Annotated in this window: 13 protein-coding genes; 5 read left to right on the plus strand and 8 right to left on the minus strand. The window is 75.0% G+C overall.

From position 1 onward, the window contains the following. Positions 1–28 precede the first annotated feature (28 nt). From ACFV4P_RS09290 to ACFV4P_RS09305, 4 genes are all read right to left on the minus strand, one after another. A complete protein-coding gene (locus ACFV4P_RS09290; RefSeq protein WP_380469007.1) occupies positions 29–985 on the minus strand; it encodes a hypothetical protein in 957 nt (318 codons plus the stop codon). A gap of 151 nt (positions 986–1,136) precedes the next feature. Then, a complete protein-coding gene (locus ACFV4P_RS09295; protein ID WP_380469009.1) occupies positions 1,137–1,325 on the minus strand; it encodes a hypothetical protein in 189 nt (62 codons plus the stop codon). A 220-nt stretch (positions 1,326–1,545) separates the two neighbouring features. Next, positions 1,546–3,186, minus strand: a complete 1,641-nt coding sequence (locus tag ACFV4P_RS09300) for an amidohydrolase (RefSeq protein ID WP_380469011.1) — start codon at positions 3,184–3,186, stop codon at positions 1,546–1,548. Between the two features lie 26 nt (positions 3,187–3,212). Next, complete coding sequence (locus ACFV4P_RS09305) at positions 3,213–4,634, minus strand: APC family permease (RefSeq protein ID WP_380469139.1); 1,422 nt, start codon at positions 4,632–4,634, stop codon at positions 3,213–3,215. 225 nt (positions 4,635–4,859) lie between these two features. Between ACFV4P_RS09305 and ACFV4P_RS09310 the strand changes: the two genes are divergently transcribed. Continuing rightward, positions 4,860–5,585 (plus strand): TetR/AcrR family transcriptional regulator, encoded by a 726-nt coding sequence (locus tag ACFV4P_RS09310; RefSeq protein WP_380469012.1) that lies wholly within the window; start codon positions 4,860–4,862, stop codon positions 5,583–5,585. 85 nt (positions 5,586–5,670) lie between these two features. Continuing rightward, the gene (locus ACFV4P_RS09315; protein ID WP_380469014.1) at positions 5,671–6,063 is read left to right on the plus strand and encodes a VOC family protein; all 393 of its coding nucleotides are present in this window, start codon (positions 5,671–5,673) and stop codon (positions 6,061–6,063) included. 10 nt (positions 6,064–6,073) lie between these two features. Here the strand turns inward: ACFV4P_RS09315 and ACFV4P_RS09320 are convergent, their stop codons facing one another. Continuing rightward, complete coding sequence (locus ACFV4P_RS09320) at positions 6,074–6,934, minus strand: alpha/beta fold hydrolase (protein WP_380469016.1); 861 nt, start codon at positions 6,932–6,934, stop codon at positions 6,074–6,076. A gap of 49 nt (positions 6,935–6,983) precedes the next feature. Here ACFV4P_RS09320 and ACFV4P_RS09325 point away from each other — a divergent pair, with 49 nt between their 5' ends. After that, positions 6,984–7,586, plus strand: a complete 603-nt coding sequence (locus tag ACFV4P_RS09325) for a TetR/AcrR family transcriptional regulator (protein ID WP_380469018.1) — start codon at positions 6,984–6,986, stop codon at positions 7,584–7,586. A gap of 7 nt (positions 7,587–7,593) precedes the next feature. Here the strand turns inward: ACFV4P_RS09325 and ACFV4P_RS09330 are convergent, their stop codons facing one another. Beyond that, positions 7,594–8,064, minus strand: a complete 471-nt coding sequence (locus ACFV4P_RS09330) for a hypothetical protein (RefSeq protein WP_380469020.1) — start codon at positions 8,062–8,064, stop codon at positions 7,594–7,596. Between the two features lie 139 nt (positions 8,065–8,203). Here ACFV4P_RS09330 and ACFV4P_RS09335 point away from each other — a divergent pair, with 139 nt between their 5' ends. Together ACFV4P_RS09335 and ACFV4P_RS09340 are read left to right on the plus strand one after the other, a co-directional pair. Next, positions 8,204–8,740 (plus strand): GNAT family N-acetyltransferase, encoded by a 537-nt coding sequence (locus ACFV4P_RS09335; RefSeq protein ID WP_380469022.1) that lies wholly within the window; start codon positions 8,204–8,206, stop codon positions 8,738–8,740. A 7-nt stretch (positions 8,741–8,747) separates the two neighbouring features. Next, entirely contained in the window at positions 8,748–9,248 is a 501-nt protein-coding gene (locus ACFV4P_RS09340; protein ID WP_380469024.1) for an NUDIX hydrolase, read from the plus strand. Positions 9,249–9,293: 45 nt separating this feature from the next. On the opposite strand, the gene ACFV4P_RS09345 is transcribed toward ACFV4P_RS09340, so the two are convergent. Beyond that, positions 9,294–10,466, minus strand: coding sequence for a hypothetical protein (locus tag ACFV4P_RS09345; RefSeq protein ID WP_380469026.1), 1,173 nt, complete (start codon positions 10,464–10,466; stop codon positions 9,294–9,296). 54 nt (positions 10,467–10,520) lie between these two features. Beyond that, the gene (locus ACFV4P_RS09350) at positions 10,521–15,269 is read right to left on the minus strand and encodes a DNA repair ATPase (RefSeq protein ID WP_380469028.1); all 4,749 of its coding nucleotides are present in this window, start codon (positions 15,267–15,269) and stop codon (positions 10,521–10,523) included. Positions 15,270–15,285 lie beyond the last annotated feature (16 nt).

Raw genomic sequence — 15,285 nt, forward strand, 5'->3', positions numbered from 1 at the left:
GTCGGCGGCGCAGCGGTGGCGGCGCGGGCTACGCGGCGGCGTCGCGGCGGCGGGTGTAGACCGTCACCGGGTCGCCGAGGTAGCCCCACGGGGACTTGGTGACGCGGCCGTCGAGTTCGGTGAACACCCGGTGCGCGGCCTGCCGTTCGCCGCACAGCGAGAACGCCATGGCGAAGGTGTTGTGCGCGCCGGCCCACGTCCGGCCGCGGACGGCGTCGGGGTGCCAGATGGAGCGTTCGGCGGCCTCGTGCAGCGACCGGGCGACGGCGGGGCTGCACATGTAGCGGCTGTCCTCGCCGCGGTCGAGGGCGAGCCAGTGCTCGATGTGCGCGTAGGCGACGAGTTCGCCGAGCGGGCTGCCCTCGGGGGCGGCGAGCATCGACGCGCGGGCGAAGGCGTGCATCTCCTCGTGCGAGCCGCCCCACTTGGCGCACAGCTGCTGCAGCCGCTGCCGGTGGGAGGCCGCGTGGTGCGGGTGGCGGCGGACGGCGGCCTCGAAGCGGCGGGCGGCGGCCTCCTTCGGCACCGAGACGCCGCGCCCGGTGATCTGCAGGAAGTACCAGGGGCCGAGCCAGTCGGGCTGCCGTTCGGCGACCTCAAACAGCTGCTCCTCGGCGCGTTCCAGCCGTTCGCCGAACACCTTCCACTGGTCGGCGCCGACGTACTTCGCCTGGGCGTTGCTGCGGGCCTCCCAGCCCCAGACCAGCTGCCGGGCGCCGGCGACCAGCAGCGCGAGGTCGTCCTCGGGGTGCTGCTCGACGGCCTGCGCGAGCCACACCTGGGTGCCGCTCAGGTCGCTGACGAGGTCGACCATGGTGACCAGGTCGGCCTGGTCGCGGGCCTGTTCCAGGACGGCCCGGACGCCCGGCCAGTCGCCGGCCGCGCCGCGCTCGATCAGCAGCGCCAGCTCCGGATCGCCGAACGTCGGGTCGAGCGCGGGCCCGCCCTTGGCCCGTCGCCGTATCAGCCTGTCGAACAGCCCCATCCCGATGGTCCCCTTGTGCCGTGCCGATCCGCCGGGGCAGCCGCGCGGCCTCCCCGGACGGAGATTCCTATCACGTCCGTACGACAGGTGTGCGAATCAATTCCGCATGCCGGGCAGACACAGCGTCGCGGCGTCGGCGCCTGTGCCGTCGTCAGGCGGCGCACACGGCACGGATGTGGCGGAAGGCGGCCACCGGGTCGTCCCCGAGCCGGTCCCACGGGCTTTCGCAGACGGCGTCGCCGATCTCCTGGAAGACCAGGTTCGCCGCGTACGGCTGCCCGGCCAGGTAGAGGGCCGCCGCGAAGGTGATGAAGGCCCGCGGCCAGTCCCTGCCGCGCACGAAGTCGGGGTGCCGGATCGAGCGGCCGGCGGCCCGGTCCGGGACGGCCCGGACGCCGGGCCAGTTGTGCGAGGCCGGCGAGCGGGGAGGTGGCGGCGTACTCGTGGTGGTCGGCGTGCCGGTGGACGGCGTACAGCGCAGCGGTTCGGGCTCCGCGCTGTACGCCGTCCCGGGCGACGGGCGACTCGGCGGCGTGCCGATCGCCCTGTCGGGGGGCCGATCACTCCGCGGTGAAGACCTGCCGTCCGCCGACGTAGGTGCGCAGGACGCGGGTGTGGGCGATTTCTTCGGTGGGGGCGGCGAAGGGGTCGCGGTCGAGCAGGACCAGGTCGGCGAGGTGGCCGGGGCGGAGGGTGCCGGTGTCGTCGAGGCCGTTGAGGTGGGCCGTGCCGGCGGTGTAGGCGGCGAGCGCGGTGGCCAGGTCGAGCCGCTGGGCGGGCAGGAAGACGGGCGTGCCGGGGGCGGCGTCGGGTTCGCGGCGGTTGACGGCGACGTGCAGGCCGTCGATGGGGACGGCGCTGGAGACCGGCCAGTCGCTGCCCGCGGCGAGGGTCGCGCCGGCCCGCAGCAGGTCGCCGAACGGGTACTGCCAGGCGGCGCGTTCGGGGCCGAGGAAGGGGATGGTGAGCTCGTCCATCTGCGGCTCGTGGGCGGCCCACAGCGGCTGGATGTTGGCGATCGCGCCGAGCTCGGCGAACCGCGGCAGGTCCGCGGGGTGGACGAGTTGCAGGTGCGCGAGGTGGTGCCGGTTGCCGCGCCGGCCGTTGGCGGCGATGGCGGCTTCGACGGCGTCCAGGGCCTCGCGGACGGCGCGGTCGCCGAGGGCGTGGAAGTGCACCTGGAAGTCGAGTGCGTCGAGTGCGGTGACGTGCTCGCGCAGCGCGAGCGGGTCGACGAAGCTCAGGCCGCTGTTGCCGGTGGCGCAGCCGCAGCCGTCCAGGTAGGGGCTGGTGAGGGCGGCCGTGAAGTTCTCCGCGATGCCGTCCTGCATGATCTTCACCGCCCCGGCGCGGAACCGTCCGTGGCTCAACTTCTCGCGTCGGGCGACGAGTTCGGGGATCTGGTCGGCGCCGCGCTCGCGGTCCCACCAGAGCGCGCCGACCACCCGGGCGGTGAGCGTGCCCTGCTGCGCGGCGGTGAGGTAGGCGTCGGACGGGTCGGGGTGGCCGCCGAACTCGCCGAGCAGGGCGTCCTGCCAGGCGGTGATGCCGAGCGAGTGCAGCATCTGCTGGGCGCGCAGCAGTCCGGCCAGCCGGTCGGCGGCGGTGGGGCGGGGGGCGTGGATGCCGACCAGGCCGACGGCGCCTTCCTGGAGCATGCCGCTGGGCGTGCCGTCGGGTTCGCGTTCGATCCGGCCGTCGGCCGGGTCGGGGGTGTGCCGGGTGATCCCGGCGGCTTCCAGCGCACGGGAGTTGGCCCAGGCGCCGTGGTGGTCGCGGTTGGAGAGCAGCACCGGCCGGTCGGGCACCACCCGGTCGAGCAGCTGCCGGGTGGGCAGTCCGCCGTCGAAGCTCTCCAGCGACCAGCCGCCGCCGGTGATCCACTCCTGTTCCGGGTGGGCGGCCGCGTAGTCGCCGATCAGGCGCAGGTAGTCGTCCACGCCCACGGTTTCGCTGAGGTCGCAGGAGGTCATCTCCATGCCGCCGTACACCGCGTGCACGTGCGCGTCCTGGAAGCCGGCGGTCAGCAACCGGCCGCGCAGGTCGACGACTTCGGTGCGCGGGCCGATCAACTCCCGGACCTCGTCGTGGCCGACGGCGGTGATCCGCTCGCCGGTGACGGCCAGCGCACTGGCCCGGGTGCGGGCGGCGTCGCCGGTGTGGATCGGTCCTCCGGTGAAGACCAGGTCGGCGTGGTTCATGGGTGCTTCCTCAGCTCTTCGGGGTGTTACAGGGATTGGGCGCGGGTGAAGTACGGCGAGCGGCGCACCCAGCGCGACCAGGCGGCGGCCACCAGACCGGAGCCGATCATCAGGACCGGCACCGAGAGCTCGAACCACCCGTTGTCGGCGGCGAGTTCGAAGTGGTCGGCGGAGTCGTACAGGCTCCAGGCGAGGTAGCCGCCGACCAGCAGCAGCACCGACCCGCCGAGCAGCGGCGCGACCACGGCCTTCAGCCCCTGCACGAGGTCCTCGCGCAGCAGGTGCCGGAAGCGCACGGCGGAGGCGATCGCCACCAGCGCGTAGTAGAGCGCGACCACGATGCCGATCGCGTTGACGGTCGCCGAGATCAGCTCGGTGACGGTCGGGATGACCAGCGACAGCGCGGCCAGCGCCAGCGCGATGCCGGTGATCAGCCAGGTGCCGGTGGCCGGGGTGCGGTGGCGCGGGTGCAGCCGCGTCCAGACCCGGCCGAGGGTGCCGTCGCGGCCCATCGCGAGCGCGCCGCGCGCGGTCGGGATCACCGAGGCCTGCAACGAGGCCGCGGCCGAGCAGGTCAGCGCCACCAACGGCAGGGCGGCCAGCGGCTGGTGGGCGAGCCGGTCGGCGAAGTACGCCAGGCCGGTGGCCCCGTTGTCGGCCAACTCGTCGAGCGGCAGCACCCGTTGGAAGGCGGTGCCGGCGAACAGGAACAGGCCGAGCATCAGCAGCAGCGACAGGAACCCGCCGCGGCTGGCGTCCTTCGGGTCGCGCACCTCCTCGCCGACGCTGAACACCGACTCGAAGCCCCAGTAGCAGAACACCGCCAGCACCATGCCCTGGGCGAGCGCGCTCGGCGAGGTCAGCTCGAACGGGTTGTACCAGGACAGGCTGAACGGCTGGTCGCCGGCGAACAGCCCGTACCCGCAGAACGCGATCAGCACCGCGTACTCGAAGATCAGCAGGTACTTCTGCAGCGCCGCCGCGAGGTCGAGCCCGCGCACGGCGACCACCGTCGCTCCCAGCAGCACCACCATGCCGATCAGCGTGCACTGGAAACTGGAGTCCGGGTCGAGTTCCACGCCGGGCAGGGAGTGCAATCCGGCCGTGCCGGCCAGCTGGACGATCGCCGAGCCGGTCACCGTGGTGGTGTACGCCATGAACACGATGGTGGTGACGATGTTGACCCAGCCGGTCAGGAAGCCCAGCCACGGGCTGAGCACCCGGCCCACCCACCGGTACGAGCTGCCCGCGTCCGGCTCGACCCGGTTGAGCCGCCCGTAGCCGCAGGCGATGCCCAGCACCGGCAGGAACGCCAGCAGCATGATCGCCGGCAGGTGCAGGCCGACCACCCCCGCCATCAGGCCCAGCCCGATGCCGATCGAGGTGGTGGCGGCCGTACTGGACGCGGCGATCACCACCACCGCGCCGACACCGACCGATCTGCGCATCGTCTGCGGGGCGGAACCGTCGCCCGGGACGGGTCCGCCGTCCTCGACCGTCGTTGCCAAGGGATCACCACCGATTCAGTTCATGGGGGAGGAACGCCCGTACGGCGAACGCGAGTTGGGGGGCGCGCCGGGGCGGGGTGGGGGGACCGGCGGAAGCGCCGGTGGCACGTCATGAAACCCGTCGTCCTCTTCACACGTCAATGGCGTTGTCATAAGCTCGGGTCCATGACCGAACGAGCGGCCGACCGGGCGAGCGAACGAGTGGTCCCGGAGGCGGCGCGCAGGCGGCGGCGCCCCACCAAGCAGGGCACCGTGCTCTCCGAACAGGTCATCGTCGACACCGCGCTGCGCCTGGTCGGGCAGCACGGCGCGGGGGCGTTCACCGTCCGCCGCCTCGGCGCGGCGCTCGGCGCGGACCCGAGCGCGGTCTACCGCTACTTCCACAGCACGGACGACCTGCTGATCGCCGTCGCCGACGAACTGATCGGGCGGGGCCTGCACGGCTGGCAGCCCACCGGCGACTGGCGCGCCGACCTGCGCGAGGTCGGCCTGCGCGTCCACGCCCACTCGCTGGCCCACCCGCAGGCCGCCGTGCTGGCGGCGTACCGCACCACCGGCCGCGCCAACGAGATCCGCACCATCGAGACCATGCTCGGCATCCTGCGCGACGCGGGCTTCCCCGACCCGGACGCCGTCGCCCTCTACCACGCCTTCATCGACCAGGCCCTCGGCTTCGCCGTCCTCGACTCCGCCGCGCTCGCCCTCCCCGCGCCCGCCCAGCGCGCCGACCTCGACGTCTGGGACACCGCCTACCGGGCCCTCTCCCCCGCCACCCATCCGCACATCGCCGCCACCGCGCACCTGCTCGCCGCCGACATGCGGCGCAGCGCCTACCCTCTCGCCCTCGACCTCCTCCTCGCGGCCGTCGCCGCGCGCCTTCCGCAGCCGTGACCGCCCGGGTCGGCGCGCCGCCCGGGGCCGGGGCGGCGGCCGGCCGTAGGGTCGGGCCCGATGCCACGGCTCGGAGGGCGGCGGGATGCGGATCTACATCACCTCGGTGTTCGTCGAGGACCAGGAGAAGGCGCTGCGCTTCTACACCGCGGTGCTGGGCTTCGTGAAGAAGCACGACGTGCCGCTCGGCGGCGGGGCGCGCTGGCTGACGGTGGTCTCGGCCGAGCAACCCGGGGGCACCGAGCTGCTGTTGGAGCCGTCCGGGCATCCGGCCGTGCCGCCCTACAAGGCGGCGCTGGTGCGGGACGGCATTCCGGCGGCGTCGTTCGCGGTGGACGACGTGCAGGCGGAGTTCGAGCGACTGCGCGGCCTGGGCGTGGAGTTCACGATGGAGCCGACCCGGATGGGACCGGTGACGGCGGCGGTGTTCGACGACACCTGCGGCAACCTGGTGCAGATCGTCCGGCCCGGGCCGTGACGTCCGGCCGTCAGTCGCCGAACCCGACGATCCGCTCGGCAACCAGGGCGGGCTCGTCCATCGGCAGCGAGTGGCCGGCCCCGGGGACGACCTCCACCCGGGCGGTGGGCAGCACCCGGCCGATCCGGGCGGCGACCTCGGCGGAATCGTGCAGGGCGCTGCGGGCGCCGAGCAGGAACTGCGCGGGCAGGTCGATCCGGCGCAGTTCCTCGTCGGTGAGCACCGGCGGGACGGGCAGCGCCCGGCGGAAGCCCATCGCGGCGCGGGTCAGCTTCATCAACTCGTCCTCCAGCACGGCGCTGTTGGCGACCGCCCGGGCCAGCCGGGGCCGCAGGGCGCGGGGCGCGCTCGCGGCCAGGCCGCCGGCGATCAGCCAGGCGTAGAACCGGACGCCGAAGCCGTTGAACCCGGCCGGGTCGAGCAGCGTCATCGCGCCGACCCGGCCGGGGTGGTGCAGGCGGTGCTGGAGGGCGACCCAGCCGCCGTAGGAGCAGCCGACCAGGTGGACGTCGGTGAGGTCGAGCGCGGCGAGGACGTCCTCCAGCCAGGCCGCCGCGTCCGCGCCGTCGGCGATCGGGGCGCGCTGCACGCTGGCGCCCGGTTCGCCGATCGGGTCGATCGCGAACACCGGGTGGCGGGCGGCGAGTTCGGGCAGCTGGTGGTGCCACATCAGGGCGTTGCCGCCGGACGCGGGGAGCAGCACGACCGGCCGTCCGCCCGCCGTTCCGGTGCGCAGGACGCGGGTGAGGCCGTGGGCGGTGGGGGCGTCGATCGGGGTGCGGGGGCCGGGCCAGAGCGCGGCCAGGGCGTGGTCGTAGGCGGTGCGGAACCGGTCGGCGGCCTGGGCGTTCCTGAACTCGCTGATTCGCATGGTACATGTGTATCACGGCATGATACGGGTGTACCAGGGAGGCCGGATCATGAACACGAAGGTCGAACACGAGGAGCGCCGACGGCAGATCGCCGAAGCGCTGCTGCGGATCGCCGACACCCAAGGACTGCAATCCGCCAGCATGCGCGCGGTCGCCGCCGAGGCCGGCGTCTCACTGCGCCTGGTCCAGTACTACTTCGAGACCAAGGAGGGCCTGCTGCTCGACGCCCTCGCCCGCCTCGGCGCCCAACTCCAGGACCGGATGGCCCGCTGGATCGCCGCCGCCGGCAACCCGCCCACCCCCCGCGACCTGATCACCGCCGTCCTCTCGTGCATCCTCCCCACGGACGCCGAGAGCCGCCGCATCGCCCGCACCTACACCGCGTACTACGCCTTGGTCCTCAACGACCCCGAGGCCCTCGAAAAGCACGGCACCGGCCAGGCCGACCTGCTCGAATCCTTCCTCGCCAAGCAACTCCGCACCGCCCGACAGACCGGCGCCCTCTCCCCCGCCCACACCCCCGAGACCACCGCCGCCCTGCTCGCCGCCCTCGTCAACGGCCTCGGCCAGAGCGTCCTCGGCGGCCAACGCGACGGCGACGCCGCGCTCGCCCTCCTCACCCACCACCTCGACGAGCTCTTCACCCCCTGACGCCCCGTCATCGGCGCCGGTCGTCCAGCCACGTCACCGAGCCGTCGTCCCCGACCCGCCACGACCTGCTGTGCCGGGCCGCCCGCCACCCCTCGGGGGCGTTGCGGGCGGCGGCGATCCATGCCGCCAGCGCGGGCAGCGCCTCGGCGCGCAGCGCCTGCCGCGCGGCGGCCCGCCGGGCGGAGGGCAGGGGCGAGACCCAGATCTTGAACGTCTCCCACAGGTGCGGGTGGGTGCCGCCGTAGTTGCCGCGCCGCTCCGGCAGCCACTCGACCGCCAGCAGCTCCCCGTCACCCCGGGCCAGCCACCAGAACGTGACGTCGACGGACGCGTCGCCCTCGCGCGCGCCTTCGCCTTCGCCTTCGCCCGCGCCCTCGCCCTCGGCCTCGCCCTCGCCCTCGCCGAGTACGGAGCGGATGTCGGTCGACGTGAGCGGCCATGAGAGGCCGCGCGGCAGCATGCGGTTGCGGGCGGGCATCCGCCGATGCTGACACGCCGCCGACCGCCCCTGCCACGGGTTTACCGCTCGGGAGCTTCGACGGGGGCGATGGTGCGGTCTTCGGCCGATTCGCCCGAGAAGCAGCTGCCGCGCCAGGGCGTCCGGTAGGTTGCCGGGCATGGCTGATCTTGGACCCGAGGGCTGGCTGGCCGCTCCGCTCCGCACCGGGCGGTTGGTGCTGCGTGAGCCGGAGGCGCGCGACCGGGGGGCGGTCGTCGAGCTGTTCACCTCGCCGGAGGTCGGGACGTACCTCGGTGGGGCGCGTCCGCGGGAGGAGTTCGAGCGGGCGGTGCCGGAGACCCCGAGGCGGCGGCCCGGGCTGTTCGTGGTGGACCTCGACGGCGCGATGATCGGGATCGTCACCGTGGACCGGCGCGCCCCGGAGCATCCCCGCCGCGTCCGGCCGGAGGGGCAGGAGACCGAGCTCGGCTACATGTTCCTGCCGCACGCGTGGGGCCACGGCTACGCGACCGAGGCGTGCGCGGCCGTCCTCGACTGGTGCGCCGAGGAACGGGCCGGCGAGCCGGTGGTGCTCTGCACCCAGACCGCCAACGGCCCGTCGATGCGCGTGGCGTCGAAGCTGGGCTTCACCGAGGTGGAGCGCTTCGAGGAGTACGACGCCGAGCAGTGGTTCGGCGTCCGCCACCCCGCCTGAGCCCGCGATGGCCCCGATCCGCCGCCGCACCTCCCGCATCCTGCTGCTCGACCACCGCGACCGTCTGTTGCTGCTGTGCGGTCGCGACCCGCGCGCCGACGGGGCCCGCTGGTGGTTCACCGTCGGCGGCGGGATCGAGGACGGCGAGGACGCATTGGCGGCAGCCGTCAGGGAGTTGGGCGAGGAGACCGCGCTGACGGTGGCCGCCGACCGGCTCGGCCCGCTCGCCTGGACGCGGCGGGCCGCGTTCAGCGTCGACGGCCGCCGCTTCGACCAGTCCGAGGAGTACCGGCTCTGCCGCCTCACGGCGGCCGAGGCGGCCGCCGTCCGGGTCGAGACCGACGAGGCCCGGTACGGCCACCACTGGTGGAGCATCGAGGAGTTGGCGGCCACCGAGCAGACCGTCCGCCCTCGCCGCCTGGCCGGGCACCTCACCGAGCTGCTCCGCTCCGGTCCTGGCCGAGTGCCGCTCCACCTGGGCGACTTCGACGAGGACGAGAACGACTGACCGCGCGCTCACAGCGCCGGGCGGACCTCGGCGAGCATCGGGCCGTCAGCCCGCCGACGCCACCGGCCGGGCGCCGGGCCGCCGGTCGGCGACCGCGCAGACCAGGACGGCCGTCGTCAGGAAGGCGACCATCGCGCGGAGCAGCCCGCTCTCGGGGTAGGTGTCGGCGACCGCGTGCAGGGCGAGGTACGCGGCGCCGAGACCGGCCGTCGCAGCGAGCGCGAGCGGTGCCCCCGCCTGCCGCACCTGCCGGTGGCAGAGGGCGGCGACGGCCACCAACAGGCCCCCGCCCGCAGCGACTTGCGGGTCGGCGAAGCCCAGGCCGTAGCGGATCGCCAGCGCCGGCACCAGGAACAGCACCAGGCCCCGGCGCAGCACGACGCCGAGCGCCGCCGTGGCCGGGCCGACCGTCGCCGGGCCGACCGTCGCCGGGTCGGCCGGCTGCCACCGCGCGGTGACCGCGAGGACGGCCGAACACAGCAGCAGCTCGGGCCAACGGGTGTGCAGGTGGGCCGAGTTGTAGAGCAGCGCGGTGTCGTACACCACCATCACCAGCCCGCCGAGCGCCCACAGCGCGACGGCGAAGTGCAGCAACCCGCCTGTCCCGGGCCGGAGTTCGGTCCCCCGGTCGCGGCGGGCGAGGGCCCGCAGCAGCGGCGCGGCGACGGCGGCGGAGGCGGCGCGGATCGCCAGGTCCTGGACGGTCCACGGGTTGCGCAGCGCCCACTCCACCACGCCGAACACCACCGTGTACGAGGCCGCGGCCGCCCACACCAGCGGCCGGGACCCGAGCGCCGCCCGGTACAGCGCCGGGCTGATCCTGCGCAGCGCCGTCCCGTACGCGAACAGCACGAACGGCAGTTCCAGGAACGCCTGTACGCGCAGCACGCTCGGCCCGAACGCCTCCGGCGCGGGCAGCCACTCCGCCAGCGCCCGCACCATCGGGCTCCCCACGGGCTGCGCGAACCACCCGGGCGGCAGGTACCGCGCGACGAACGACGCGTCCCCGCCGTGCACCCTCACCACGTAGGCGGCGCACAGCAGTTGGTTGACGTACACGGCCGCCACCACGACCGCCATCCCCACCTCGGGCCGCACCGTCCGCCCGCCCCGACCCGGCTCGGCCCCGCCGCCACCCAGTGCCCGGCCGCCGCACCACAGCCCGGCGGCGGCCGACAGGAGGACGGCGAGATCGATCAGCGGCGCGGTGGCGGTCATCCGCGAGATCCTACGTGCCGCCCCGGCCCGGCCCGCGGGACGGCGTCGACGCCCTCATCCCGCCTGCCGGTGGGCGGACTTGAGGACGTCCCAACGTGCGGCCCGGTCCGGGGTGAGCGTGCCGCGGAGTTCGGCGAGTTTCAGGAGCTGCGCCTCGGCCGCCGCGCCGAGGGCCTGTGCCTCGGCGCGGTAGTGGTCGGTGATCAGCGCGTCGAGTTCGGCGTCGTCCATGACGGGCGCGACCCGTTGGGCGATCTTGTTCATGTTCCGGTAGGAGCCCTGGAGGAGGAACGGCGGCTCGGTGCGGGTGTGGTCGGCCTGGGCGGCGGAGGCGATGTAGGCGCGGTTGACGTCCAGGACGGTGCGCCGGGCGCGCAGGAGTCTGCCGAGGACGGCGAGGATCCGGTCGAGTTCGTCCGCCGGGTACGGGTGCGCCAGGGGCGCGGCGTCGGGACCGTTCTCGGCGCGCCGCAGCAGGGCTTCCAGGTCGGTGCGGATCCGGGCGGCGAGCGGGGCGAGGTGGGGGTTGGCGGTGAGGGCGTTCTCCAGGAAGCTGAGCGCGAAGAGGTCGTCGCGGCCGGCCAGGACGTCGCCGAGGTTCCACACGTCGGCGCGGTTGGCGAGCATGTCGGGGATGCGGAACTGCCGGCCGGACTCGGTGTACGGGTTGGCGGCCATGACGACGGCGAAGCGTTTGCCGCGCAGGTCCCATTCGCGCGCCCGGCCGTCCCACACGCCGTCGATGCGGCGTTGGGCGTCGCACAGCGGGATGAACCGCTGGAGGAGTTCGGGCGAGGTGTGCTGGACGTCGTCGAGGTACAGCAGGACGTTGGAGCCGGCGTGCAGGGCGAAGTTGATCTTCTCGATCTCCTGGCGGGCGGTGGCGTTGGGGGCTTCGGCGGGATCGAGCGAGGTGACCCGGTGGCCGAGCGCGGGTCCGCTGACCTTGACGAGGAGCAGGCCGAGCCGGTCGGCCAGGTACTCGACGAGGGTGGTCTTGCCGTAGCCGGGCGGGGAGAGGAGCAGCAGCAGGCCGCTGCGGTCGGGGCCGGCGTCGGAGTCCGCGGTGCCGAGCTGCTTGGCCAGGTTGTCGCCGAGCAGGGGGAGGTAGACCTCGTCGATGAGCCGGTTGCGGACGAAGCCGTTGAGCGGGGCCGGACGGTACTGGTCCAGGCGCAGCCGGGTCCGCTCGGCGTCGAGGAGCTCGGTGCGCAGCTGCTGGTGGGCGCGGAAGGCGGGCACCTCGTGCGTGGCGAACTCGGTTGTGCGGGTGAGGAGTTCGGCGAGGCGGACGGTGAGGGCGCCGGAGTTCAGCAGGGGGTGGTCGCCGCGCAGGCCGGTGACGGTGGTCTCGACGGCGCCGGTCGCGGCGTAGCGGGGAAGGGCGGGGGCGCACAGCAGGGCGGCGGCCTCGGCGAGGTCGTCCGGTCCGGCGCCGTGGCCGCTCGCCGCGGTGAAGGCGGCCAGCCAGGCGGAGGCGAGCTGGTGCCGGGCGCGGAGCGCGGCGGGCTCGTCGGGGAGGGTGTGCAGGGCCTCGGTGAGGCCGTCGGCGTCGGGCCCGGCGTGGAACTTGTCGAGCAGGGCGACGGTGGCGGGGCGGGTGGCGAACCCGACCGGGCGGCGGGCGAGTTCGTCGACGAGGTAGCGGCCGGCCGCGCCCTCGGGCGGGCCGGGGAGCGCCGTCGTCCGGGTGAACTCGCCGATGGCCCGGTCGAGTTCGTGGGCGAGGTCGTCGAGTGCCGGCACCGGGCCGTAGGCGTCGCGGGCGAGCGCGAGTGAGCGGGCGCGGGCCGCCCAGACGGCTCGGGAGGTGTCGTCGGTCCCGTGTGCCCAGAAGAGCCGGGCGGCGCTGCGGGCGGCGGCGGGGTGGCGCAGTGCTCCGGCGTCGGCGTGCAGGCGCAGCAGTGCGGAGAGGACGGCGGTGGCGTCGTGGTCGTGGACGCCGCGCTGGTAGCCCTCGTCTGGCCGGGACTCGATGGCGCGGCGGACCAGGTCGAGCAGCCGGCCGGCGCCGTCCGCCTCGTGGAGGGCGTCGAGGCCGGCCGGTTCGGCGGCGAGCAGGACGCCGGCGGCGAGGTACTCGGCGCGGTAGATCCGGGGGGTCTCGGAGGCCAGCTGCCGGCCCCAGTGGTGGCGGGCGGCCCGGAAGGCGGGGTCGGTGACGGGGGACCGGTAGTCGGTGCCGGTGAGGACGAAGGCCGGGGCGTCCGACCCGGCGAGGAGGGTGAGTTCGGGGCGCCGGGTGGTGACGGTGAACAGGTGTCGGCCCAGCCGGAGGGCGCTGCCGTCGCCGGTGTACAGGTCGGCGCGGTCGCGCAGCGCGCGCTGGGCCTGTTCCCGGGCCGCGCCGAGTCGGCCGGCCAGTTCGCCGGCGCGCACCGGATCGCCGAGTCCGCGCAGTTGGTCGGCGAGTTGGCGGACCTTGGCGGCGGTCGGGCCGGCGGCGAGGGCCGCGTCGATGTCGCCCGCCGTGGTGAGCGCGGTCAGCTCGCGGTGCAGGGCGTCGAGGACGCGGTCGGCGGATCGGGCGAGGCGGTCGGCGCGGGCGGCGCGTTCGTCGAGGAGGGCCTGGCGGCGGGTGGTGAGGGTGTCGTGGATCTCGGTGCGGCGGGTGGTGAGCCGGTCGGTGAGGGCGGGGTCGGCGTCGGCGAAGCGGGTTTCGAGCTGTTCGACGCGCAGCAGCAGCCGGCCGAGTTGTTCGTCGCACGCCTCGGGGGTGTCGGCGGTGGCGAGGACGGCGGTGGTGGCCTGGGTGAGCAGGGAGGATTCGGCGGCGAACTCGGCGGCGGCTTCCCGGGTGCGCAGTTCGCGGCGGCGCCGGGTGAGGGCGGCGCGGGCCCGGTTGGTCTCGGCGAGGACGTCGGCGAGCCGGTCGAGGATGCCGGTGCGGACCGTGAGGTCGGCCAGGTCGAGTTCGGCGACCAGCTCGCCGACGACCTGGACGGTCTCGGCCTGGGCGGCGATCTGCTCGGCGAGCGGTTCGCCGTCGGCGCCGGCGGTGAGGGACTCGGCGGCCTCGGTGAGGGCGGCGGCCTGCTGGAGCTGGTCGGTGAAGGCGTCGGGCCGGGCGAGGAAGGCGACGGCGCGGCCGGCGGCTTCGGTCAGGCCCTCGGAGAGGTGGGCGGCGAGCCGGTCGATGTGCGCGGTGTCGGCGCGGCGCAGCTCGCGCAGCGCCTCCACCCGGCCCTGGGCGCGGCGGAGTTCGGTGAGCCGGCCGACCCAGCCGGTGGCGGTGTCCGGGCTCTCGCCGCGGGTGAGGCGCAGCAGGGTCTCCACCTGCTGCGCGGCCCGGTCGACGGCCGCTGCGGCCGCTTCGGTGAGGCGGGCGACTGTCTCGTACTCGGCGAGGGCCTGCCGGGCGGTGTCGCGGATCGCGTGGAGCGGCTCGTGCAGGTCGCCGAGGCCGGTCTCGCCGAGCCAGTGGTGGCGGTCGGCGGTGCGGGTGCAGGCGGCGAGGACGGCGGTGTGGCCGGCGGCGGTGTCGGTGCGGGCCGCGGCCAGCCGGGCCACGGCGAGGCAGTCGGCGAGGCCGCGGACGAGGTCCGGGTTGCCGATCCGTGCCAGCGGGCCCTGGCCGGGCGGCTGCGCCGCCCGGTACCGCTCGCTGGTGAACGGCGTCCGCCACACCTGGACCGGGTGGAACAGCGCCGGCCCGTCGTCGCCGCCCCGCAGGGCGATCAGGGTGCCGTCGTCGAGCAGTGCGTGACCCTGGCAGGCGAGCGGGGCGGCGGCTTCCTGCCGGACGGTGTTGTACGGCAGCAGCAGGGTGCGGCCGTCGACCGGGTCGCGGAAGACGAACAGGACGTCCTCGCCGTTGGGCGAGCGCACCGTCCGTTCGTGGCCGAGGCCCGCCGTGGGGTGGTCGAAGGCGCGGACGCTGCCGTCGGTGAGGTGGTAGCCGCCGGGGAAGGCCAGCCCCTGGTCGCCCGGGAGGAGCAGGCAGGCCTGGCCGAGCGCGTCGATCCTGCTGACCCGGCCGGTCGGCAGGTGGCACACCAGGTGACGGGCCGTCTGCTCCTGGTAGGGGCGGATGCGGACCAGCAGCAGGGTGTCCAGGCGGGCGTGGGCGATGTCGGCGTCGGCGAGGGTCTGCAGCGGCTCGGCCAGTGGCTCCTGGTGCAGGACGGCGCCTGCGGGGGTGCTCAGGGCGAGGGTGCCGCCGGCGGTGGCGAGCCGCAGTTCGCCGCCGAGGTCGGCCTGCGGCTGCGGGCCGGTGAGGTGGTCGTCCCGGGTGACGGTCCGCCACTCCACCTCCTGCCCGCCGCCGGGCGGGTTGCCGCGTTCGCCGCGTGCGTCCAGGTAGGAGACGCTGCCGTCGGCGCCCAGTTGCCAGCGCAGCACCCGGAGGTCGCCGGCGGCCGGGCCGGTGCGGAAGACGGCCAGCAGCCGGCTGTCGACCAGCCGCAGCTGTTCCAGGCGCGCGTCGCGGAAGTACCGGTACAGCTCGGCGAGGTCCTGGCGGAACCGGGGGTCGTCGAGCAGGCCCGGCAGTTCCTCCGGGGCGGCGTCGGTCAGGTCCGGGCGGTGGAGCGAGAGGACGTCGCCGCCGCCCCGGTCCGCGTCGGCGGCGGGGTTGCGGCCGACCAGCAGCAGGCCGCCGAGGCCCACCGCGTCCCGCAGTGTGCAGGCGCCGGCCGTGGCCAGCCGGCCGGTGCCGGTCAGCTGGAGCTCCCCGGCGCCGAACTCCGCCACCCGGCGGGCGTTCAGGGCGGTGGCCCGCCCGGTCAGCTCGGCCGCGGCGGCGGCCAGCCGCGCGCGCAGCACCTCGTACGTGCCCGTGTCGACGTCGACGTCCTCGGCCACCGTGGTTGCTCCTTCT

Source organism: Kitasatospora sp. NPDC059795 (assembly GCF_042732175.1).
GTDB lineage: Bacteria > Actinomycetota > Actinomycetes > Streptomycetales > Streptomycetaceae > Kitasatospora.

What these genes read in the sequence shown, in the direction of transcription:
- ACFV4P_RS09320 (WP_380469016.1), bottom strand. Translation starts at nt 6,934, where the DNA reads ATGCGAATCAGCGAGTTCAGGAACGCCCAGGCCGCCGACCGGTTCCGC.
- ACFV4P_RS09300 (WP_380469011.1), bottom strand. Translation starts at nt 3,186, where the DNA reads ATGAACCACGCCGACCTGGTCTTCACCGGAGGACCGATCCACACCGGC.
- ACFV4P_RS09315 (WP_380469014.1), top strand. Translation starts at nt 5,671, where the DNA reads ATGCGGATCTACATCACCTCGGTGTTCGTCGAGGACCAGGAGAAGGCG.
- ACFV4P_RS09290 (WP_380469007.1), bottom strand. Translation starts at nt 985, where the DNA reads ATGGGGCTGTTCGACAGGCTGATACGGCGACGGGCCAAGGGCGGGCCC.
- ACFV4P_RS09345 (WP_380469026.1), bottom strand. Translation starts at nt 10,466, where the DNA reads ATGACCGCCACCGCGCCGCTGATCGATCTCGCCGTCCTCCTGTCGGCC.
- ACFV4P_RS09310 (WP_380469012.1), top strand. Translation starts at nt 4,860, where the DNA reads ATGACCGAACGAGCGGCCGACCGGGCGAGCGAACGAGTGGTCCCGGAG.
- ACFV4P_RS09340 (WP_380469024.1), top strand. Translation starts at nt 8,748, where the DNA reads ATGGCCCCGATCCGCCGCCGCACCTCCCGCATCCTGCTGCTCGACCAC.
- ACFV4P_RS09305 (WP_380469139.1), bottom strand. Translation starts at nt 4,634, where the DNA reads ATGCGCAGATCGGTCGGTGTCGGCGCGGTGGTGGTGATCGCCGCGTCC.
- ACFV4P_RS09335 (WP_380469022.1), top strand. Translation starts at nt 8,204, where the DNA reads ATGGCTGATCTTGGACCCGAGGGCTGGCTGGCCGCTCCGCTCCGCACC.
- ACFV4P_RS09330 (WP_380469020.1), bottom strand. Translation starts at nt 8,064, where the DNA reads ATGCCCGCCCGCAACCGCATGCTGCCGCGCGGCCTCTCATGGCCGCTC.
- ACFV4P_RS09325 (WP_380469018.1), top strand. Translation starts at nt 6,984, where the DNA reads ATGAACACGAAGGTCGAACACGAGGAGCGCCGACGGCAGATCGCCGAA.